This window comes from Cobetia sp. D5, from assembly GCF_035666195.1.
Lineage (GTDB): Bacteria > Pseudomonadota > Gammaproteobacteria > Pseudomonadales > Halomonadaceae > Cobetia > Cobetia amphilecti.
The window spans coordinates 4,200,960-4,222,418 of sequence record NZ_CP142020.1; the positions used below are offsets into that span (position 1 = coordinate 4,200,960).

The 21,459-nt window shown below is 60.0% G+C and carries 21 protein-coding genes; 8 read left to right on the plus strand and 13 right to left on the minus strand.

Annotated features, from left to right (window positions below):
- Positions 1 to 11: 11 nt before the first annotated feature.
- The 6 genes from U0O11_RS17460 to argC all read right to left on the minus strand — a co-directional run bounded on the left by U0O11_RS17460 (position 12) and on the right by argC (position 5,606).
- Positions 12 to 296 carry a hypothetical protein gene (locus U0O11_RS17460; protein ID WP_324690933.1) on the minus strand — a complete coding sequence of 95 codons (285 nt, stop codon included), beginning with the start codon at positions 294 to 296 and terminating at the stop codon, positions 12 to 14.
- Positions 297 to 1,370: 1,074 nt separating this feature from the next.
- Complete coding sequence (locus U0O11_RS17465) at positions 1,371 to 2,117, minus strand: amino acid ABC transporter ATP-binding protein (protein ID WP_324690935.1); 747 nt, start codon at positions 2,115 to 2,117, stop codon at positions 1,371 to 1,373.
- Between the two features lie 109 nt (positions 2,118 to 2,226).
- Complete coding sequence (locus tag U0O11_RS17470) at positions 2,227 to 2,898, minus strand: amino acid ABC transporter permease (RefSeq protein WP_324690937.1); 672 nt, start codon at positions 2,896 to 2,898, stop codon at positions 2,227 to 2,229.
- A 150-nt stretch (positions 2,899 to 3,048) separates the two neighbouring features.
- Positions 3,049 to 3,810: a transporter substrate-binding domain-containing protein gene (locus tag U0O11_RS17475; RefSeq protein ID WP_442872635.1), complete on the minus strand. Its 762-nt coding sequence runs from the start codon at positions 3,808 to 3,810 to the stop codon at positions 3,049 to 3,051.
- A gap of 251 nt (positions 3,811 to 4,061) precedes the next feature.
- Positions 4,062 to 4,415, minus strand: a complete 354-nt coding sequence (gene erpA / locus U0O11_RS17480) for an iron-sulfur cluster insertion protein ErpA (RefSeq protein WP_043331693.1) — start codon at positions 4,413 to 4,415, stop codon at positions 4,062 to 4,064.
- Between the two features lie 147 nt (positions 4,416 to 4,562).
- A complete protein-coding gene (argC, locus tag U0O11_RS17485) occupies positions 4,563 to 5,606 on the minus strand; it encodes an N-acetyl-gamma-glutamyl-phosphate reductase (RefSeq protein ID WP_324690939.1) in 1,044 nt (347 codons plus the stop codon).
- 253 nt (positions 5,607 to 5,859) lie between these two features.
- On the opposite strand from argC, the gene U0O11_RS17490 reads away from it, so the two are divergent.
- The 6 genes from U0O11_RS17490 (at position 5,860) to U0O11_RS17515 (ending at position 12,876) form a co-directional block, all read left to right on the plus strand.
- Positions 5,860 to 7,611 (plus strand): chloride channel protein, encoded by a 1,752-nt coding sequence (locus tag U0O11_RS17490; RefSeq protein WP_324692534.1) that lies wholly within the window; start codon positions 5,860 to 5,862, stop codon positions 7,609 to 7,611.
- Positions 7,612 to 7,779: 168 nt separating this feature from the next.
- Positions 7,780 to 8,211, plus strand: a complete 432-nt coding sequence (gene hemJ / locus U0O11_RS17495) for a protoporphyrinogen oxidase HemJ (protein WP_043331686.1) — start codon at positions 7,780 to 7,782, stop codon at positions 8,209 to 8,211.
- Positions 8,212 to 8,225: 14 nt separating this feature from the next.
- Entirely contained in the window at positions 8,226 to 9,065 is an 840-nt protein-coding gene (thiD, locus tag U0O11_RS17500; RefSeq protein ID WP_324690941.1) for a bifunctional hydroxymethylpyrimidine kinase/phosphomethylpyrimidine kinase, read from the plus strand.
- Positions 9,066 to 9,316: 251 nt separating this feature from the next.
- On the plus strand, positions 9,317 to 10,609 hold the full coding sequence (hemL, locus tag U0O11_RS17505; RefSeq protein ID WP_324690943.1) for a glutamate-1-semialdehyde 2,1-aminomutase: 1,293 nt from the start codon (positions 9,317 to 9,319) through the stop codon (positions 10,607 to 10,609).
- A 211-nt stretch (positions 10,610 to 10,820) separates the two neighbouring features.
- Positions 10,821 to 12,341, plus strand: coding sequence for a bifunctional aminoglycoside phosphotransferase/ATP-binding protein (locus tag U0O11_RS17510; RefSeq protein WP_225347450.1), 1,521 nt, complete (start codon positions 10,821 to 10,823; stop codon positions 12,339 to 12,341).
- Positions 12,342 to 12,465: 124 nt separating this feature from the next.
- Positions 12,466 to 12,876 carry a hypothetical protein gene (locus U0O11_RS17515; protein WP_324690946.1) on the plus strand — a complete coding sequence of 137 codons (411 nt, stop codon included), beginning with the start codon at positions 12,466 to 12,468 and terminating at the stop codon, positions 12,874 to 12,876.
- 150 nt (positions 12,877 to 13,026) lie between these two features.
- On the opposite strand, the gene U0O11_RS17520 is transcribed toward U0O11_RS17515, so the two are convergent.
- From U0O11_RS17520 to U0O11_RS17550, 7 genes are all read right to left on the minus strand, one after another.
- The gene (locus U0O11_RS17520) at positions 13,027 to 14,208 is read right to left on the minus strand and encodes a hypothetical protein (RefSeq protein ID WP_324690947.1); all 1,182 of its coding nucleotides are present in this window, start codon (positions 14,206 to 14,208) and stop codon (positions 13,027 to 13,029) included.
- 313 nt (positions 14,209 to 14,521) lie between these two features.
- Positions 14,522 to 15,010 (minus strand): hypothetical protein, encoded by a 489-nt coding sequence (locus U0O11_RS17525; protein ID WP_052384308.1) that lies wholly within the window; start codon positions 15,008 to 15,010, stop codon positions 14,522 to 14,524.
- Between the two features lie 356 nt (positions 15,011 to 15,366).
- Positions 15,367 to 16,200, minus strand: coding sequence for a CsgG/HfaB family protein (locus U0O11_RS17530; RefSeq protein WP_043331673.1), 834 nt, complete (start codon positions 16,198 to 16,200; stop codon positions 15,367 to 15,369).
- Positions 16,201 to 16,227: 27 nt separating this feature from the next.
- Positions 16,228 to 16,641 carry a curli assembly protein CsgF gene (locus tag U0O11_RS17535; protein ID WP_043331671.1) on the minus strand — a complete coding sequence of 138 codons (414 nt, stop codon included), beginning with the start codon at positions 16,639 to 16,641 and terminating at the stop codon, positions 16,228 to 16,230.
- Between the two features lie 76 nt (positions 16,642 to 16,717).
- Positions 16,718 to 17,221, minus strand: coding sequence for a CsgE family curli-type amyloid fiber assembly protein (locus U0O11_RS17540; protein ID WP_043331669.1), 504 nt, complete (start codon positions 17,219 to 17,221; stop codon positions 16,718 to 16,720).
- Between the two features lie 11 nt (positions 17,222 to 17,232).
- Positions 17,233 to 17,916, minus strand: coding sequence for a LuxR C-terminal-related transcriptional regulator (locus U0O11_RS17545; protein WP_043331668.1), 684 nt, complete (start codon positions 17,914 to 17,916; stop codon positions 17,233 to 17,235).
- Between the two features lie 582 nt (positions 17,917 to 18,498).
- On the minus strand, positions 18,499 to 19,137 hold the full coding sequence (locus U0O11_RS17550) for a LuxR C-terminal-related transcriptional regulator (protein ID WP_052384307.1): 639 nt from the start codon (positions 19,135 to 19,137) through the stop codon (positions 18,499 to 18,501).
- A gap of 481 nt (positions 19,138 to 19,618) precedes the next feature.
- Here U0O11_RS17550 and rdgB point away from each other — a divergent pair, with 481 nt between their 5' ends.
- Positions 19,619 to 20,239: an RdgB/HAM1 family non-canonical purine NTP pyrophosphatase gene (rdgB, locus tag U0O11_RS17555; RefSeq protein WP_324690951.1), complete on the plus strand. Its 621-nt coding sequence runs from the start codon at positions 19,619 to 19,621 to the stop codon at positions 20,237 to 20,239.
- Positions 20,239 to 21,438: a radical SAM family heme chaperone HemW gene (gene hemW, locus U0O11_RS17560; RefSeq protein WP_284726510.1), complete on the plus strand. Its 1,200-nt coding sequence runs from the start codon at positions 20,239 to 20,241 to the stop codon at positions 21,436 to 21,438. The genes rdgB and hemW overlap by 1 nt, the downstream gene beginning before the upstream one ends.
- The last annotated feature ends 21 nt before the right edge of the window (positions 21,439 to 21,459 follow it).

The window sequence follows — 21,459 nt, forward strand, 5'->3', positions numbered from 1 at the left end:
ACCTCGGGGTATCACGAAACTTGGGTGAAGCGCTGTTCGCTGGTTGGCGAAGCAGGCAAATCGGCCAGACAGGGCGATGAATCGATGCCTGGATGAATCAAGAACTGCCAGACGGTATGGCGAATGATGTCCGTCGCCGAAGGCATGTGCTCGACCGGTGAGGGAGCTTGCAAGCCAGCAGGATGACGTCCGGGCCGCACAGTATAAACCGCCTGTGGGTAAGCGTCAGGAGTTTTCCACAGCGCCTTGCCCTGGCAGCCCATGAGCGAATGCCCGGGTTGTTTCTTCTGGGGCATCAATCCACGCCGCGGCGATTCACGAGTCTTGCGGAGACGACGCGTCGATTTTCCGGCGAGGGATGCGCTACCCAGACAGCCGTTCGTTATCCCGAACACTTCGGATTCGGCGAGTTCACGTCAGGTCGATCGTGAGGTCTCGGTCCGTCCTTCGGGTTTCCGGATAACAAGATTATATAAAGAAAAGAAAAAGGGGTTCTGTTGATGTTGTAACTACTGTTGTGGACAAAATCAGTGGGAAATCGACTTTATCTGTTACAAATCAAAAGCTTACGATGTTGATATAGTTGGGGAGAAAATGCGGAGTACCTGAGGACGCCACCGGTCGCTTCCTGTGGATGAAATGCGCCCTTGTCCACAGCACCGATTATCCCCTGATTCATACCGAGCTGGTACCCGACTTTTCTGCCCTGCTGTGCACAAGTGGCGTTGTTACCCACAACCCCTAGTGCTGCATGGCCTGACGGCAAGAAGGCCGCGGATAATGCCGGAAAATGTCCACAGAGGCAAATGTCGATTTCCTGCGCTGCCCAAGGCTGTAGACAGTCATGGGATAAGTGGTGCGTGAATGGCTACAGCCCTCGCCAATGGTGCCAATGACGCGACGCGACCCAGCCTGTGGATACTTTTTCGCTTGTTTTGCCCGTGTCGGCCGCTGAGACTGCCTGAACACTGCTCCAGCGACTGGCGGCGCGCGCTATCCTCGTGTGGTTTTCCGGCTAGGCCCCTGATTTATCCCTGTTTTTCACACGCTAAAGCGACGCCTCAGCGAGGACTGCCAGGCGGGGAAAGCGTCATTCCTTCGAGCGCCAAGGCGTGTTTGCGTGACCTGGCAAGGGGGTGGCCGGGGCCAAAAAAATTCGTTTTTTTCTTCTCGAAATGCCGACAGATGGCGTGGAGGGAGAAGATTTTTCATCGTTTGGCGATCCGCAGGGCTCGCGAGGGCCTCTGAGGACAAAAAAATGCCCCGACCTGACGGTCGGGGCATGCCCGCTGTACGCATGGCAGCGGGTAGGGTCTTCACGTGCTCAACGCTTGTCTGACCAGTGGCTCAGCGAGCCTTGTGGAAGGCGCTCAGTGGGACAGTACGCGGGCCAGGAAGCTTTGGGTACGTGGATGTTGCGGCGTATCGAAGACCTGCTCTGGCGTGCCTTCCTCGACGATGCTGCCCTGATGGATGAACACCACCCGGTCTGCCACTTCACGGGCAAAACTCATTTCATGGGTGACGATCATCATCGTCATGCCTTCGCGGGCCAGCTTGCGCATGACATCGAGCACCTCGCCGATCATTTCCGGGTCCAGTGCCGAGGTGGGCTCATCGAACAGCATCAGGCGCGGTTCCATCGCCAGTGAGCGGGCAATGGCCACGCGTTGCTGCTGGCCACCGGAGAGTTGCCCCGGGTACTTGTCGGCCTGCTCGAGGATATTGACCCGCTCGAGCAGCGTATCGGCTTGCTGCTCGGCCGCCGGTCGCGAGGTACCGCGGACCTTGATGGGGGCCAGGCTGACGTTGTCACGCACCCTCATGTGCGGGAAGAGGTTGAACTGCTGGAAGACCATGCCGACTTCGGTGCGTATCGCCTTGAGCGCCCGGTGGCTCTTGCCGTGGGGGATCAGCGAATGCCCATCCACCTCGATGTTGCCATCCTGAAACTCCTCCAGGCCGTTCACGCAGCGAATCAGTGTCGACTTGCCGGAGCCACTGGCCCCGATGATCACCACCACCTCTCCCTGGGCGACCTCGAGCTCGATGTCCTTGAGGACATGCAGGCTGCCGAAATGCTTGTTGAGCTTGTGCATCTTCACGATGGCAGTCATGGGGCGCTCCGAACCGGCGCTGCATGCCGGAAGGTCGTCAGAGAAATGAGATCAGGCAGAAGGAGAGATGGCGCGGCTTTATCCGTCGTGTGTGGGGGGCAGAGAGACATCATTGGCCCACCAACCCGCGGCGCTCGAGCATCCGCAAGCCAAATGACAGGCTGAGGGTGATCACCAGATACAGCAGCGCGACCATGAAGTAGGTTTCCAGCGCATTGAAGGTCGTGGCGATGTAGATCTGCCCCTGACGCACCAGCTCACCGACGCCGATCACCGAGAACAGCGAGGTGTCCTTGATCGAGACGATGCCCTGGTTGCCCAGCGCAGGGATCATGCGGCGCAGCGCCTGGGGCCAGATGATATAGCGGAAGGTCTGCGGGGTGGAAAGGCCGAGTGACAGGCCGGCTTCCCGCTGGCCACGCGCGATGGACTGCACGCCACCGCGCACGATTTCGGAAATATAGGCCGCCGAGTTCAAGGCGATCGCGGCGATGCCGGCGGTCAGGGCATCGATGGGGCCACCGATGATCTGTGGCAGGCCATAGAAGATGAAGAGCACCTGGACGAGTACCGGGGTGCCACGGAAGATCTCGATATAGGCGGTGGCGACCCAGCGCAGGATGCGACTGGGAGACAGGCTCAGTAGTCCGAACAGGATGCCGAGCACGAAGCCGATGGCGAGGCCACCGAAGGAAATGGCGAGGGTCCAGGGAATGCCCTCGAGCAGGTAGGGCACCGAATTGAGTGCGGCCTGCCAATCAAACTGGAACTGAACGTCCACGGGGGGCTCCTTGGCACGAACCTCTCATGCGCCGCTGGGCGCGCCGGAGGTTCGAGACGACCGACATTCCGGCAGGCTGTCGCTGCCGAAATGTCGTGATGATGATCTGCACTACGCGACGTGGGGCGTCTGAGGCGAGTCGAAAGTGGCTTACTGGCTGTCGCCGGGCATGGCGCCGAACCACTTCTGGTAGATCTCGGCATAGCTGCCATCGGACTTCATCTCGGCCAGCGCCTGGTTGGCGGCCTCGGTCCACTCGCTGCCTTCGGTGAAGGCGATGCCGTATTGCTGGCCTTCATAGAGCGGCCCCACCGTCTTGACGCGACCATTGCCCTTGGTCTTGGCGAAGTAGCCGACGTTGGGGGCATCGTAGAAGACGGCATCGACGCTGCCGGACATCAGGGCCATGTACATGTCGGCGCTGCCCGGATAAGGCGTGATGGTGGAGTCACCAAGGTTGGCGGTGAGGTAGTCGTAACTGGTGGAGCCGATTTTGGTGCCGATCTTCTTGCCTTCCAGGCCCTCGATATCCTCGATGTCACCGTTGTTGGCCGAGGTCAGAATCTGCAGGCCGGAGTCATAGTAGGGGGCGGTGAAGTCGACGATCTTCTCGCGCGCCTCGGTGATGGTGATGCCGGCGATGGCGACATCGACACTACCGGTCTGCACGGCCGGGATGATGCCATTGAAGTCCATGGTCTTGAGGTCGATATCGAAGCCGGCGCGCTCGCCGATGGCATTGAGGATGTCGATATCGAAGCCGACCATCTCGCCGCTTTCCTGGTCGAGCATCTCGAAGGGCACGAAGCTCGGGTCGGTCGCCGCCTTGAGGGTGACGGCATGGGCAGCGCTGGCCATGAAGGTGGCGGCCGCGAGGCCAGAGAGGGAGGCCAGCAGGTGAGATCTGCGCATTTTACATTCCTCTTTATATTTAGATTTTAGGATGTATAGCGTTTTTAGATTGACGAGCACACCGGACCCCGTCAAGTCTCCCGGCGCTGCCATGCGGCGAAGGGAAGCTTGCAAGACACTGAGATGACGAAAAAAAATCGCCCCCTACCGGGAACCGGTAGGGGGCGACCAGGCGTCAACAAGACGCCAATGTCGTGCGCGGGCCTGTCAGCCCTGACGGTCATACGCTCTCTAGTCAGGCCCTCACCTGATCAGACCATGAAGGAAGACCCGCAGCCACAGGTGCTGGTGGCGTTGGGGTTCTGGATCATGAAGCGGGCGCCGGCCAGACCTTCCTCATAGTCGATCGTCGACCCGACCAGATACTGGTAGGACAGCGGGTCGATCACGATGGCGGCTTCGCCCAGCTCGACCACGGTGTCGTCATCGGCCAGATCGGTGGCGATATCGAAACCGTACTGGAAGCCGGAACAGCCGCCGCCAGTGACGTAGACCCTGAGACGCAGCTCCGGGTTGGCTTCTTCCGCGCGCAGCGCTGCAATCCGGGCACTGGCGCGCTCGGACAGGTACAACGGCGTGGGGATGAAGCTTTGTGCTTCGCTCATGCGGGCCTCCTGGAAGGAGTCGGAGGCCGGACGCTGAAGACAGCGCCCGGCACGGTATAGAGAACGGAATGACACCTATTATCCCTATATCCGAGCAAAAGGGTCAACTTTGTCTGACGTGCTGCCTTGCGGGCGGACGCTGGCGGTTCAGGGCATCATCGCCGGCGCGCCGATGCCCATCATCTCATCGAGACCGAACATCAGGTTGAGGTTTTGGATGGCCTGGCCTGATGCGCCCTTGACCAGGTTGTCGATCACCGACAGCACCACCAGGGTGTCGCCGTTGCCCGGACGATGCAGGGCGATGCGACACAGGTTGGTGCCCCGCACGCTGCGCGTCTCTGGATGGCTGCCCAGCGGCATGACATCGACGGCGGGGTGATCGGCGTAGCGCTGCTCGAACAGCGCCTGCAGATCCTCCAGCGTGCCGCTGAAGCCGCTCAGACGCGGATAGAGGGTGGAGTGGATGCCGCGGATCATCGGCGTCAGGTGCGGGACGAAGGTCAGACCGACCGCGTTGCCGGCTGCCATGTCCAGGCCCTGGGTGATTTCCGGCAGATGACGATGGCCGGAGGCGCCGTAGGCCTTCATGGACTCGCCGGCTTCACACAGCAGCGAGCCGACCTTGGCACCGCGACCCGCGCCGGAGACGGCGGACTTGCAGTCGGCGATGATGTTGTCGGTCTCGATCAGGCCGGCTTCCAGCAGCGGAATCAGCCCCAGCTGCACGGAGGTCGGGTAGCAGCCCGGCACCGCGATCAGGCGCGCTTCGCGGATGGCATCGCGATTGACTTCCGGCAGGCCGTAGACGGCCTCGCCGAGCAGCTCCGGCGCGCCATGCGGCTGGCCATACCACTCGGCCCAGACGTCGGCGTCCTTGATGCGGAAGTCCGCGGACAGGTCGATGACACGCGTGCCGCGTGCCAGCAGATCGCCGGCCAGGGCGTGAGCGACACCGTGAGGCGTGGCGAAGAATACGGCGTCACAGGCGGCCAGCACGTCGGCATCCGGCTCGCTGAACGCGAGGGTGTCGTAGTGGCCGCGCAGATTGGGGTACATCTCGTCGACACGCACGCCCTTCTCGCTTCGCGAGGTGATCACGGTCACTTCCACCTGCGGGTGGCTGGCCAGGAGCCTGAGGAGTTCCACTCCGGTGTAACCGGTGCCGCCGACGATACCTACCTTGATCATGCTGCCTCCCCGCCTTCGGGCGGTGTCCTGTTGATGCGAGATGTAATCTTGTGTCCGATCTGCTGCTGCGACCTTTGGTGGCCTGTGCGCGAGACAGGCGTTGCGCCATGCTGTGCCGAGGTTGTCGGATTGCGCACGGTCGCGACGGTTCGCAATCGATATGATACACAGGTGTCAGGCGGGCAGTAATGCGCTGCCGACATGGATGTCCTCTGTCATTGCCAGTGCCTTCAAGGAGTCGTGAGTGTCACGCCTGACGCGTCCGCATCTGCCTCGTCCCAGTCTCGACAATTTTCGGCGCAAGCTGGCGGCGGTCGATGCACTCCCGCAACTGTGTCTGCTGGGGCTGGTGGCAGGGCTGCTGACCGGCTCATTGATGGTCGGTTTCCGCCTGCTGTTGAGCGCCGGTGCCTTGGGCTTCATGCCCGATGACAATCCGGAGAACTTCGAGGGACTTGCCCCCTGGGTGCGCGCCTCGCTGCCGCTGCTGGCGGTGCTGGTGATCGGCATCGTGCTGGGGCGACAGCATCCGGTGCAGCGCAAGCTGGGCATCGGTCATGTCATCGAGCGCCTGACCTACCATCAGGGCAAGATGCCGCTGCGTGCCTGGCTCAATCAGGTCGTGGTCGGGGTCGTGAGCGTGCTCGGCGGCCTGTCGGCAGGACGTGAAGGCCCGGCGATCCACCTGGGCGCCGGCGCCTCGAGCTGGATCGGCGAGCGCCTCAAGCTGCCCAACAACAGTCTGCGCGTGCTGGTCGCCTGCGGCACGGCGGCGGGCATCTCCGCCTCCTTCAATACGCCGATCGCGGGAGTCATCTTCGCCATGGAAGTGGTGATGATGGAGTACACCCTGATGGGTTTCATGCCGGTGATTCTGGCCTCGACCACCGGCGCGGTGGTCACGCAGATGGTCTACGGCTCGGCGCCGGCCTTCGCGGTGCCCTCCCTGCTACTGCATTCCCTGCTCGATCTGCCCTGGGTCATCTTCACGGCACTGGTCATCGGCCTGCTGGCGGGGGGCTTCGTGCATCTTGCACGTCAGCAGGCGCGCGTGGCACACCTGTCATGGGGGATGCGCATGGCGCTGGTCGGGGTCTCGACGGCCGCCGTGGCGTGGTGGTATCCCCAGGTGCAAGGCATCGGCTATGACAGCCTGGCTCAGCTGCTCGACGGCCAGCTGGCGCTGGATATCCTGTTGGCGCTGGTGATCGGCAAGCTGGTGCTGTCGGCACTGTGCGTGGCCTGTGGCGTGCCGATCGGCATCATCGGTCCGGTGGTGGTGGCGGGCGCCGCTGCCGGGGCCTTGATGGGCATGCTGGGCGGCTGGCTGTTGCCGGACCAGGCCTCGGACATCGCGCTTTACGCCCTGCTCGGCATGGCGGCGATGATGGGCGCGGTGCTTCAGGCGCCACTGGCCGCCCTGATGGCACTGCTCGAATTGACGCATTCTCCGAATATCATCCTGCCTGGCATGCTGGCGGTGGTGGTGGCAGGCCTGACCTGTCGCCAGCTGTGTCACTGCCAGGGCTTCTTCATCTCGACGCTGACGGCGCAGGGCCTGCATCCGCTCCAGCAGCCATTGATGCAGGCGCTGTCGCGGGTGGCGGTGCCGGCGGTGATGGAACGCTCGCTGGTCAGCGTGCCGCGCCGCATCACGCGTGAGCGTGCTCGCGCCCTGCTCGACAGCAAGCCGGTCTGGCTGGTGGTCACGCGCTCGACGCCGGAAAAGCCGATGGTCGCACTGCCGGCGGCGGATCTGGTGCGTGTGCTGATGGATGAGCACTGGCGGGAGCAGGAAGAGCTCGACCTGCTCGAGATCCCCGCTCAGCGCCTGGATCTCGCGCCCATTCACCTGCAGGCTACCTTGTCCGAGGCCTATGAGCGGCTGCTGCCCAGCGATGTCGATGCCCTCTATGTCGAGCACACCACGGCACCGATGATTCGCAAGATTTCAGGTATCATCACGCGGGATGCAATAGAGAGCTACTATCGCTATACGCCCTGAAACGTGGCGTGGCAGCTGTCTCTTCGGCGCAATTCGCTCTGCGCGCACCTGGCCGCGACCGCATACCGCATGGGCCTTGGCGGTGCCACATGCCATCGTGGCGATCCGATTGCTTCATCCGCGCGTCCACTTTCTGACCTTCCCGACCCTGACTGACGGAGCTCCCTCATGTATCTGTGGATCAAGGCTTTCCATCTGATTGCCGTAGTGTGCTGGTTTGCTGCCCTCTTCTATCTGCCGCGCCTGTACGTCTATCACGCCCAGGCGCGTGATGCCGGCGACCACAAGGCCATCGAGTACTTCAAGACCATGGAGCGCAAGCTCTATCGCGGCATCATGATGCCGTCGATGATCGCGACCCTGGTACTGGGGATCTGGCTGCTGGCGCTGGTGCCGAGCTTCATGAGCATGGGCTGGATGCACCTCAAGCTGACCATGGTCGTGCTGCTGGTCGGCTATCACCATGCCTGTGGCCTGTATCTGAAGCAGTTCGCCGCCGATACCTGCAAGAGAACATCGCGCTACTTCCGCTTCTTCAATGAAGTGCCGGTGCTGATGCTGGTGGTGATCGTCATCTGCGTCATCGTCAAACCGTTCTGAGGGATGGTTCAGCCATGACCGAGTGCTCAGCGCAACTGCCCTACGTGCTGGTATTGGCGGGGCATGATCCCAGTGGCGGCGCGGGTCTGATCGCCGACAGCGAGGCGATCCGTGCCGGTGGCGGCTGGGCGCTGACGGTGCCGACGGCACTGACGGTGCAGAACTCCTGCAATGTGCAGGCGGTGATCCCGCAATCGGGCGAGTCGATGCTCGCCATGGCTCGCACCCTGTGTGAGGACTTCCGCCCGGGCGCGCTCAAGATCGGTCTGCTCGCCAGCGAAGCGGCGCTCACGGCGTGCGTGACGCTGATCGAGGAACTCCAGCAGCGCTGGCCGGGGCTGCCCGTGGTGTGGGACCCGGTACTCAAGGCGGGCGGCGGGCTTGAGCTTTCCACCGAGTCGCTGATCCATCAGGCGCGTGAGAGCTTGCTGCCGCATGTGGATGTGCTCACGCCCAACCGCGCGGAGCTTGCGCGGCTGGCGGCCTGCCCCACGGGGACGGGCGACGGCCAACTCGCCGAGCATCTGCTGGCAGCAGGCGCCGGGGCCGTGCTGGTCACCGGTACCGATCCTGTCGAGCGCGATGCTGATTCGCTGACTGAGCCGTCGGTGATCCATCGTCTGTATCGCCGTGACCACGCCACGCTCGCACTGGACTGCCCGCGACTGACGGGCAGCTTCCATGGCAGCGGCTGCACGCTGGCCTCGCACCTGGCGGTGCGTCTGGCGCGCGGCATGGCGTTGCCATCCGCATGGCAGGCTGCCCAGCAGGCCACCTGGCAGAGTCTCGTCGATGGCCAGCAGCGTGGGCGGAAAGGTGCGTTGCCCGAGGCCCAGTTTCTGCCCTGGCGATAGCGCTATTGTTCATTTCGATGCCGGCACCCCTTGCGCTCACGCGGCTGCAACTCACCCGTGAGTCGCGTTAAGCTGTCGCCATCGACGGCATTCGGGTTATCCACACCCCCTTGCCGCCCCGAGGCTATCGGGCCGTTTCATCGGCTGTGGACAAGCTGCATTCACGTTATCCACAGCGTCTTTATGTCTGATCCCCTTTTTCTCCATTTTCGCGGCCGATGTGCCGCTCGCCGCTTATCAAGAGGTATGTCATGACCACGTCCGCTGCCCAGTTCGAACGCGCCAGCCGTCATATTCCCGGTGGCGTCAACTCGCCGGTCCGCGCCTTCAAGGGACTGCATCGTCCGCCGGTGTTCATCGACCATGCCAAGGGTGCGTATCTGTTCGATGTGGAGAACACGCGCTATATCGATTACGTCGGTTCCTGGGGCCCGATGATCACCGGTCACGCCGATGAAGATGTGCTCAGCGCCGTGCGCGAGCGTCTCGAAAGTGGCCTGTCCTTCGGCGCGCCCACCGAGATCGAATCCGAGATGGCCGAGCTGATCTGCGAGATGCTGCCGAGCCTCGACATGGTGCGCATGACCAACTCCGGCACCGAAGCCACCATGTCGGCGATCCGCCTGGCGCGGGGCTTCACCGGTCGCGACAAGATCGTCAAGTTCGAGGGCAACTATCACGGTCACTCCGACTCGCTGCTGGTCAAGGCCGGCTCCGGCGCGCTGACCCATGGCGAGCCCAGCTCCCCGGGCGTGCCGGCCTCGCTGGCCGAGCACACCATCACGCTGGACTACAACGACGCCGAGGGTGTGCGCCGTTGCTTCGCCGAGCTGGGTGACGAGATCGCCTGCATCATCGTCGAGCCGGTCGCCGGCAACATGAACTGCATCCCGCCGGTTCCGGGCTTCCTCGAAAGCCTGCGTGAAGTGTGCGATGCCCACGGCAGCGTGCTGATCCTCGATGAGGTGATGACGGGCTTCCGCGTCGCCCTGGGCGGCGCTCAGGCGCATTACGGCATCACGCCGGACCTGACCTGCCTGGGCAAGATCGTCGGCGGCGGCATGCCGGTAGGTGCCTTCGGCGGCAAGCGCGAGATCATGCACCACCTCTCGCCGCTGGGGCCGGTCTACCAGGCCGGGACGCTGGCAGGCAATCCACTGGCGATGGCCGCTGGCGTCGCGCTGCTGCGCAAGCTCAAGGCGCCCGGCTTCCACGCCGAGCTTTCACGCAAGGTCGAGATGCTGTGTGAAGGCCTGGAAAGCCGTGCCAAGGCGGCAGGCATCCGTCTGATCACCCAGCATGCCGGTGGCATGTTCGGTATCTTCTTCACCGATGATGCTGAGGTCAGCAATTTCGCCTCCGCCACGCGCTGCCGTCAGCAGGATTTCGTGACCTTCTTCAACGCGATGCTCGCCGAAGGTGTCTATCTGGCGCCGTCCGCCTATGAAGCCGGCTTCATGTCCGCGGCGCATACCGATGCTGATATCCAGGCCACGCTGGATGCGGCTGAGCGGGTCTTTGCGCAGATGTCCGCATCGAACTGAGTGCGACGCGAGACAGTACCTGAGTCCGCGGGTTGGCCAACGCAGACAGGAACCCGCTCGGCAGGCTGCCGGGCGGGCTGCCATCCGGTACACTTGTCGCCAACGATAGCGATTGCGCTAATGACCTTATAGCCAGCTTGCCTTAGCGGAGACGACCTTGAGCCAGGCCTTGATTCGAGCCCTTCACACAGCCGATTGCTTCGATCACCCCGTGAAGGATATCGAAGTGCACGAGACGCATATCTCGTGGATCGTGCTGACCGGCGACTACGCCTACAAGATCAAGAAGCCGCTGGATTTCGGCAGCTTCCTGGATTTCTCGACCCTTGAGCGCCGCAAGCTCCTGTGTGAACAGGAAGTGCGCCTCAACCGCCGTCTGGCACCGACGCTGTACCTGGATACCGTGGCGATCTCGGGCACGCCCGAGGCTCCGCGCATCGGAGACGACAGTGCTGTCTTCGAGTACGCGGTCAAGATGCGCCAATTCTCCAATCGCCATCTGTTCAGCGCCCTGCAGGCCAGTGGCGAGCTGTCGCTGGAATTGCTGGATGATCTGGTCGACCAGCTGGTGGCCTTCCACGAGCAGGCCGAGCGCATCCAGGGCGATAGCGAGCTGGGTAGCCCGCAGATGGTCAGTCGTACCATCGACAACGAGTTCGAGCTGATTCGTCCGCGCCTCGGTGATGATGCCGAGGCCATCAAGCGACTCGCGCTGCTCAAGCAGTGGACCGAAGAGACCTTCCAGCGCCTCAATCCCGAGTTCGAGCGTCGCTGGCAGGAAGGCTTCGTGCGTGAGACTCACGGCGATATCCACCTGGGTAACGCCGTGCGCCACGAAGGCCGTGCCCTGCTGTTTGACGGCATCGAGTTCAATGAAGAATTGCGCTGGAATGATGTCGGTTGTGACCTGGCCTTCCTGGTGATGGATCTCGAAGCGCGTGATGAGCAGGCCTTTGCCCATCATGCGCTCAACCGTTATCTCGAGCTCTCCGGCGATTACTCGCTGGTGCGTCTGCTGCCGTACTACAAGATCTATCGCGCACTGATCCGTGCCAAGGTGGCGATGATTCGCTATCACCAGCCGGACCTGTGTGAAGCGGATCGCGCCGATGTGCTGGCTGAGTACGAGCGCTATATCGGGCTGGCGGAGCGCTATAGCGAGATCCGCTTCCCTTACATGATCATCGGTGTGGGTGTCTCCGGCAGCGGCAAGAGTCGCTTCACCGAAGAGATGGTGCGCGAGCTGGGCGGTGTACGCATTCGCAGCGATGTCGAGCGCAAGCGCCTGTATGGCTTTGCGGCGGATGCCGATACCGAGTCCGGGCTCAATGGCGGTATCTATACCCCCCAGGCCACCCATGCGACCTACGAGCGACTCTCGAATCTGTCAGCCACGCTGCTGGAATCGGGCATCCCCGTCTGCATCGATGCCACCTGCCTGAAGAAGGTGCAGCGTGATCGCCTGCGTCATGAGGCAGAAGCCCGTGGCCTGCCGGTGCTGATGATCAGCTTCGAGGCCGATGACGAGACGCTGCGCAAGCGCATCATCAAGCGTAGTCAGCGCAGTGGCGAGGCTTCCGAAGCGGGTCTGGAAGTGCTCGACAAGCAATTGGCCAATCGCGAGCCATTTGCGCCAGAAGAGCATGGTCAGCTGGTCCATATCGACACGACAGCGCCCAATGCCAATGTCACCTTGGCTCGCCTGATTCGTGAGCAGCTCAGGCTGCATTGAGACGAGCGATCGTTGTCATGGGGCATGGCGGGATGACCGCCATGCCCTTTTTTGTATTGCATAGTGCGCTCCCGAGTGAGCCTCGGCTTTCGTTGGGAAGCTATGCATCTGGAAAGGAAATATCATGCGCCAACAATGGGTAAATACCGCCGCCGCTGCCATCAGTCTGGCACTGCTCGCGGGCTGCTCCAGCCAGCCGACAACCGCTGATCTCATGCGCGGTCAGGCTGAGGAAGCCAAGGCCGTCGCCAAGATGCGTGATCAGCTGGCCGATAATTGGGAGAGCGGCAAGTCTCTGGTGGCCGCGGGTGAGAAGCAGATCGTCAGTGGTGAGAATCTGGTCAATGATGGCGAATCCAATATCGCCAAGGGCCAGGCACTGATCGACAAGGGCAATGGTCAGATCAAGAAGGGCAAGGCGCGGATCGCCAGCGGTAACAAGCAGGTCAGCAAGGGCCGTCAGATGGTGGATGAAAGCCTTGAGAGTTATCGCAAGTCCTTCCCGGAGAATTCCGTGACACCGCCAAAGAAGTAACTTGCCGCTGCGATAGATGTTTCGCGGCTGGTACTGGAAGGCCGCTGACAACCCTGTCAGCGGCCTTTTTCATTATATGGATCCACCGGGTGGAAAAACGAAAAACCCCGCTTGCGCGGGGTTCTGTAAGCCATCCTGGCTGGGGCGTGATCAGTACTGCATCACGTTGGCTACGTTGCCACCGCCAGTCTGGGTGATGGTGGAAGAGTTGGTGAAACCAGTCTGCGTCACATTGGCAGTATTCGGCGCAAAGCTCATGAAGCCGCCAGCCTGCTGCAGAATGGTGGATTCGTTATGTCCGCCTACCTGCAGCACGGTCGCACTGTCGTTGTAACCGGTCTGGGTAATGTAGGACTCGTTATCAACCGCCCAAACCTGCGTGACATTGGCATCGTTGTTGAAGCCGCTTTGCTCAGTCATGGCCAGATTGCCCAGGCCAGCCTGCTTGATATCAGAATCATTGAAGGCACCGCTCTGAATGACCATGCTACGGTTACCGTAACCGTACTGGTCTATCTCGGAGTCATTGTGGAAGTCAGACTGAGATACGCTGGCACGGTTGTAGCCACCCGCCTGATTGATCTCGGAATCGTGTGACTTGTCGCTTTGCATGACACGAGCTCGCTGATGCTTGCCGGATTGTGCGATGTCCGAGTCACTGAAGGCCCCCGTCTGCATGACACGTGCCTTGCTGTACTTCCCGCTCTGCAACACGCTGGAGTCATGGTAGATGCCGCTCTGGCTGACGGAAGCGACGTTGTAGTCACCGCTCTGTTCGACATCCGAATCATGGCCGAGGCCCATCTGGGTCACGGTCGCTTTCTCGTGACTACCGCTTTGCGTGGCAATGGACGAGTTGAAGGCGCCTGTCTGGGTCACGGTCAACTCATTGAAACGACCACTTGAATTCGGGCCGCTATCGCCTTGCTTGGAGACGGAGTTGTTGCGCAGGCCTTCCTGGGTGATGGTGGCCGTGTTCTTGAAGCTTTTCTGGTCGACATCAGCGTGGTTGCGGCGGCCTTCCTGGTAGACAGTTGCTATCTGTGCCTGCCCCCTCTGCAGGACATCCGCCATATTGGCCAGGCCTTGCTGGTTGACACTGGCAATGCTCGCGACGCCGCTCTGGTAGACATTGGCGCCGTTGAAGGCCCCTGTCTGGTCAATATCACTGGTATGCTCTCCGGCGTTGAACGGGTTTCCATTGCGATCACCTTGGGTGACCGTCGCGCCATTGGCGAAACCGGTCTGATCGATGTCGGAAGCATTGTCCACTGCCATCGCATGTGAAGAGAAAGCGACAGCGGCAGCCAGCAAGCTCATTTGGATTTTCATGGTTTGTTCCCTTGTGTAGATCGTTTTTTGAGTTGTGTTTTTATTATTGATTTGCTTCTGGTCGTGCATCCCCTGACATGATGACGGTCTGGTTTTTCGTGATCCGCGACATCATGTTGTACTGCTACTGCTCTTTTGTGCCCTTGCCAGAAGGTTGTGTTCGTCATGCAGGACTCTTGACTACATGAAAGCGAGAACACCTCCTGGCTAAGCAAAATCCATATTGTCGATTCGACGAAAGCGTATCTTCAGCCACCACTTTCACAAGCATCATCGTCATAGAGCGATGTCATGCGAGCCATCGTGGTAAAGATCACTGTTGTATGACCTGGACACGCATATGGCCCCGTGAATATTGAGTGATACTTGCCGGTACCTGACTACTGGCCTGTTGTAGAAGCGTGGCGCTTCCCCCGATGCCTGTCTGCTGAATGCTGGCGCTTTGCCCAACACCTTGCTGAATGATCAGCGCATCATGATATTGGCCATGCTGAAGAATGCTGGCTTCATGCAGGGCACCCTCTTGCAGCGTGTATGCCGTGTTTCCATTGCCATATTGATCGACACCTGCTTCATTCATGGCACCGCTCTGGTCAATAAATGAGGCGTTGCCATTGCCATGCTGAGCGATCATCGCTGTGTTGTACGTGCCAGATTGCTCGATGACGGCCACTGAGTGGCTGCTTCCCAATTCGGAGGTGGTCGCCAGGTCATTGGCCAACACCCACAAGCTGAATGTCAGTGATGAGAAGAAAAGGCAGGCCTGTAGCATTCTTCTTTGTTGATGCTTTGCCGAAGCCATGGCGTGAGTCCATCCAGGTGACCGTCTAAGTGCTCTAACTATTGGTCTTTATCGAGGCCATCACCATCAGTCCTTTTCGGGTTTATGAGGGCTAGAGTTTGCTACTTATAATGTCTTGCCCAATAGCGGTGAGTAATGACAAAGGGTGGCCAGATTTTCAGCACCGTTCAGGGAGGTATTACTGTTGACGGTATTAGGCGCATGATATTTCATGCTTTGTTGTTTTATTTGTTTCTTATGTTCTGCGTCGATACGAAAAAGGCAGCCACCTCTTGTGAGGTGACTGCCTTTTGAGGGAAAGATAAACACCGCGAATACCACGATGCTCTCTACGGGGTCTTGAATGTGGGCTGGCTCTACAACATCGGGGTCGGGGCTTGCAGGTAATCCATCAGCTCTGATGTCTGAAGACTATCCGGGTCCTGGAGAACCCAGAGCTGGCGTTCGACGCCTTGCGCAATCAAGTGAATCACGGCAGATTCGATGGCGGACATGACCGCCATCTGTACGGGTTCATTGCTGGTATACCCCGCTTCCATCTCCAGCAAGCGACTGAAATCGATGAAGCGATAGACGCCCGCCCTCAGCTCGCGTGAGTAGATCGTCTTGCTGGTATTGACGTTGGCGATGACCTGCCCCGTGGTGATATCGACAGCGCGCAGATTGACCGTCACCTGGTCCACCTGATACTGACCAGAGGCGCCGATGCCGAAGTATTCCGCGCCCGCCCCGCCTGTTCTGACATTGGAGTCAAAGGCAATGATGCCACCCTCGAACAGCAGGTTGGCGGCTTGCAACGCGGCAAGATCATTCTGTCCCGTGCGTTCCATGTTGGCGCGAATGATCTTGCGCTCTGTCAGCAGGTTCTGCAGTCCCACGCGCTCGAGGGGGATGAACCAGCCGGAGTCCGACAATGCGGCGCTCAGCATGGCGGCGCCGCCCTGGGTGACCGCCGTAGAGAAGGTACTGGCAGGGGCAGGACGGTACTGGCCCGTCTGGTCACGGAAGTCATAGATGGCGACCGGAATACGTCCGGCGGGAGGCGGCAGACTGATCAGGTCTTGATAGGTGGCGGTTCTTGGCATCAAGGTGCTGGGCACCCCTTCAAGACCCTGGGTATTGGCGACCATCGGCGCACAGCCTGCAAGCGCCAGGCTGGCAACGGCCAGCATGGGAGTGAGTATCTTCATTGGACGAAACCCTTCATCAGTAGCGGATCAGAATGTATTGCCTGATGTGCCGAGGTTGATGACGGTGGTTTCACCTGTGGCGCGGTCAAGCACCTGCATGGAGAAACCGCCATTGCCGTTGCTGACCACTTCAATGCGCAGCTGCGCACTGTCGATCACGCTGGAACGGCCGGGTTCCGTAGCTTCTACGGCGTCGGTGATGGCATCAGAGACCAGGCTGTTGCGCAGGTCATTGATGAAGATTTCGGTATCGGAGAGGCTATCGAAAGAGTAGGCATCAGGATCCTCATGGGTGTCCTGGGCCTGGGCCTTGCCAAGCAGGTAGCTGCCATTGAGAGGGTTGCCACCAAAACTCGGGTTGATGGGCTGATAGATGAGTTCACCGGCATATAGCGGCATCGCCGACAACAGCAACGACACCGCGAGTGTCTGATGCTTCATGATGTTCCCCTGTTCCCTTGCGTATTGTCAGGGTCTCCGTGACCGGAGCCCATTTATTATGTCGGTCTTCAATACATCAGAATTCGTCACCGGCCATGTCCGGGTCATTGCGCAGGGCTTCCATGACCTTGCGACGCAGGAACTGGTCGGAGACGCTTGATACCGCGGCGCTGGCGTACATATCCACGTCATTAAGGCGCGGAGGGAGCGTCGCTTCGTACAGAACGTTGTTGCCTTCGGTGATCCAGATGAGGCTGCCCCAGCGTGCTGAGGGGCGTTCATGGATGCTGAGGGATGTGTTGCGGATGGCTGGGCTATCGAGGCGTTGCTGGCTGAACTGGCGGAAGAAGGTCTTGCCGATCATGGTCATGGTGCGATCGATCATCACGCCGCTGAGACCGTCGGAGAGCGTGGGACGAGTGCGCTGGATGGCGACCCCATCTTCCCCCTGACGGCGAGCCTGCTGCTCTTCACTGGCAACGGATACCTCGGGTCGCACCGCCTCCGGCGCGGATTGCGCGAAGGCGGGCGACAGACTGAAGCATGTCAGTCCCCAGGCGACCACCTGGCGGCTTGTCATGCCCCGACCGTTCACGACATCTGTGCTCTGCGAGCGATGCGTGGGGTGCGCGAGACAGGCATTGCCAGGTTCTGACGTGCCCAGTTCATGGCCTGAATGCGGTTATGCACCTTGATCTTGCGGAAGATGTTGTAGAGATGTGACTTGACCGTGTGTTCACTGACGAACAGCTGGTCAGCAATCTCGGTATTCGAGGCACCCGTGCCCAGCAAGCCGATGATTTCCACCTCACGCTGGGTCAGACCACAGACCGGGCGATAGGCGTTGAGCTGCTGACGGCGATAGAAATCCAGCAGGCGGGTCATCAGCGGTCGGGACATCCACATGTCGCCTTCCAGCAGTTTCGCGATGCCCTTGCTGATCAGTGAGAGGCTGTCCTGTCGGTAGAACACGCCTTGAAGATGGGTGCTGACCAGCAGGCTGGCAGCTTCCTCTTCATCACTGATGTTGATAGCGGCCAGCTCTGCGCTGGCATCCTGGCTGGCATCTGCATCCCAGCGTTGCATCGTGCCTTCATCGACGTGGTCGGTGTCCAGCAGCACTATCGTTCTTTCTGCCTGCCCGGGTGTGTAATCCTCGTCGGGGCTTGCGGAAGCCACCTGACACTCAAGCTGCTGGCGAATGTAATCCATGAAAAGCGCTGACTGCGGATTGCAGTCAGTCACCAGCAGCACCATTGCGTTCCCTGTAATCATGGTGCGAGACCTCTGAGTTGTCGTACCGATTTTTCTTGGCGGAGCCATATCTGAAGTGTGGTTGGGTGAGTCGTGTAGCACTGCACTCATTCACGTCGGGCATTACGCGCTGAGCACCTTTATAGGATTGCGCGATAGTGGGGATAAGGCAACCTCTAATCAGTACTTGCTAAAATAACCAGTTTATCCTTCCCCTCCAGTCCTGATTTGACCCAGAAAAAGAATAGGAAAAACAGTACGTAAACCTGATGAAATTAGCGCCGGTCATGATGACCCCTCTCGAGAGTGCAATGAAAACCAGACCTTTGCGCTTTTTTTACCAAGCTTTCCACTGGTTCAAAGGTACCACAGATCTAATGCTGTAAGGATTCTCTTCAATGTCATTATGTAACCGGGCTTGTCTTTTTGTATCCCCGCATTCGAGGGGTGTCAGGAATGCGACGCAGTACTGCGCATGAGTCATTTCACTCTTGGAAAGTGAAGCGCTTACTACGCGTAGCCGGCGTGAGACATGCTCTGTCGCTGTGGTGACCTCACAGATCCACCTGCTGGAAGAGTTGCTCGTCCAGCGTCATCTGGGCCTCAGGATTCCGGCTCCGTCGTGCGCTTGGGGATGTAAAGGTTGAGGTGCTCGTGGGCCCACTGGATCGCCTGATGGCGGTTGTGGACTCTGATCTTGCGAAAGATGTTATATAAATGAGACTTCACGGTGTGCTGGCTCAACATCAATCTATGCGCGATATCTGCATTACTTTGTTGTGACGCAATGAGTGACAATATTTCCAGTTCCCGTTGTGTCAGTCCCATGACAGGCTGGAAGGCAATCTGTTGTTGTTGACGATAATGACGAATCAACGTCTGCATGATATTGCGAGTCAGCCAGTTTTCATTCTCGAGTATCTTGCCGATACCCTTGCTGATTTGTTCAAGGCTGTCCTGGCGATAGAAGATTCCGCTGAAAGGAATATTCAGAAGTAGTGAGATGGCATCGTCTTCATGTTCGACATTGAAGGCAGCGATCTTGTCGATATGGCTCCATCGCATCATCTGGGCCAGACTGCACTGGGTGCTGTCGATCAGCACCAGGCAGGGAGATGACGGCAGTGGGGCTTCATGGTGGCAGGCCTCGACGACACATTTCAGTGTCTCTTGCAGGTACTCGACGAACAGTTCGGTCTGCGGTGAAGGGCTTGTCACGAACAGGACTCTGGTAGCAGTCATGGGGCGCTCCTGTCGCAAGCGTTTTGGGGGCTCATCATCAGCAGGCTGAGGCGGAGACATGAATCCACGGTGATTCGATGGTTGTCTTGAAGTCTAGTCGAGTGACACCTGGGGGCTGGCGCTGCGCATAGTGTTAGATGGCATAACGCACATTTCTTTTATTTCCCACTTAAAGGCTATACAAAACATCGAGTTACGGGATTTTTTCGGTTGATGTTTACTTGCTTGAGCCACGAGGCACAGACAAATCCTGCACAGGCATTAGCCCGCGCTGAGGCAGATAGCCTGTATCGGCCTGTCAGTCATCAAGTTGAGCACATGAGTGACATCGGCCCATGACATCATGGATCTCAGTCGTGCCTGGCGCAGACCCCTCGCGTGTACGCACCGGACTCACGCGCTAGAATGGGGTGCTGCAAGCGCCTTGCCCGTGTGACTCACACGCGGCCGCATTCTCGTTGTTCCTATCCCGGAGATTCACATGTCCGCTTCTTCTCTCGTACTGGCCAGTGGCAATGCCGGCAAGCTACGTGAATTTTCCCACCTGCTCGCACCGCTGGGGATCGAACCGATGCCTCAAGGGCAGCTGGGAGTGAGTGACGCCGAAGAGACAGGGCTGACCTTCGTCGAGAATGCGTTGATCAAGGCGCGCCACGCCGCAGAGGTCACCGGCCTGCCGGCGCTGGCAGATGATTCCGGGATCGAAGTCGATGCGCTGGGCGGGGAGCCGGGCATCTATTCCGCACGCTTTGCCGCGCGGCGTCAGCAAGGTAGCGGTGATGGTGACAACAACGCCGTCCTGTTGGCAGCGCTTGAGGGCGTGCCTGAGCAAGCGCGTACGGCGCGCTACTGGTGCGTGCTCGTCTATCTGCGCCATGCAGCAGACCCGGTGCCGATCATCGTTCAGGCCAGTTGGGAGGGGCGTGTCCTTGACGCGCCTCAGGGCGAGGGTGGCTTCGGCTATGACCCGCTTTTCTGGCTGCCGGAGCATGGCATGACCGCCGCGGCCCTGGATGCCGAGACCAAGAACCGTCTCAGCCACCGGGGGCGTGCGATGCAGCAGTTGCTCGAGGCGCTTGCCGCGCAGAGCGGTCAGGCGTGATGTCCGCCGCGAACCTGCCGCCTCTGTCGCTCTATATTCACGTCCCGTGGTGCGTGCGCAAATGCCCTTACTGTGACTTCAACTCCCACGGGGTCGGGCGTGATGCCGGCTTGCCTGAAGAGGAGTACATCACGGCGCTGCTGGCCGATCTCGATCAGGACCTGCAGTTGCTGCAGGGCCAGCCCGAGCGTGAATTGCACAGCATCTTCATCGGCGGCGGCACGCCGAGTCTGCTGAGCGGGGCGGCTTACCAGCGGCTGTTCGACGGCCTGCGCGAGCGCATGACGTTCTCTGCCGACTGCGAGGTCACGCTGGAGGCCAATCCCGGCACGCTGGAGCAGGGCCGCTTTGCCGCCTATCGCGCCGCTGGCATCAATCGCTTGTCATTGGGCGTGCAGACCTTCCAGCCGGAGCAGCTCGAGGTGCTGGGGCGCATCCATTCCGCTGAAGAAGCTGGGCGCGCGGTGGCCAGCGCACGGGCGGCGGGCTTCGACAATTTCAATATCGATCTGATGCATGGCCTGCCGGGCCAGACATTGGAGACGGCGCTGGATGATATCCGGCGTGCCCTGGCACTCAAGCCGACCCATCTGTCCTGGTATCAATTGACGCTGGAGCCGAATACCGAGTTCTATTCGCGCCCGCCGGTACTGCCGGAAGATGACCTGCTGTGGGATATCCAGGATCATGGTCACGCCGAGCTGGAGGCTGCCGGTTTCCGTCGTTACGAGATTTCCGCCTATGCCCTTGAAGGGCGCAGCGCGCGTCATAACCTCAATTACTGGAAATTCGGTGATTACCTGGGCATCGGAGCAGGCGCGCACGGCAAGTTGACGTTGTTGAAGACCGACTCGGCAGGGAACTTGAACGGCGAGTTGCAACTCCAACGCCGTTGGAAAAGTCGTCAGCCTGAAGCGTACTTGCGCAGGATGCAGGACCCTCGCGGGTTCGTGGCGGGTCAGCAGGAAATTGACCGCGATGAGCTGGCGCTGGAGTTCATGATGAATGCACTGCGCTTGACCGGGGGTGTCAGCTTCGAGGATCTGCGTCGCACGACCGGGCTGGATCGCGAGGCATTGGAGCCGGGCCTGAGCCAGGCGCGCTCGCGCGGGCTCATCGTTGAGGATGACGTGCTGTTGCGCGCCACGCCCCAGGGCTTATTGTTCCTCAATGACCTGCTGGCCATGTTCGACACCTGATTGATCAGGCATTATCGGAGG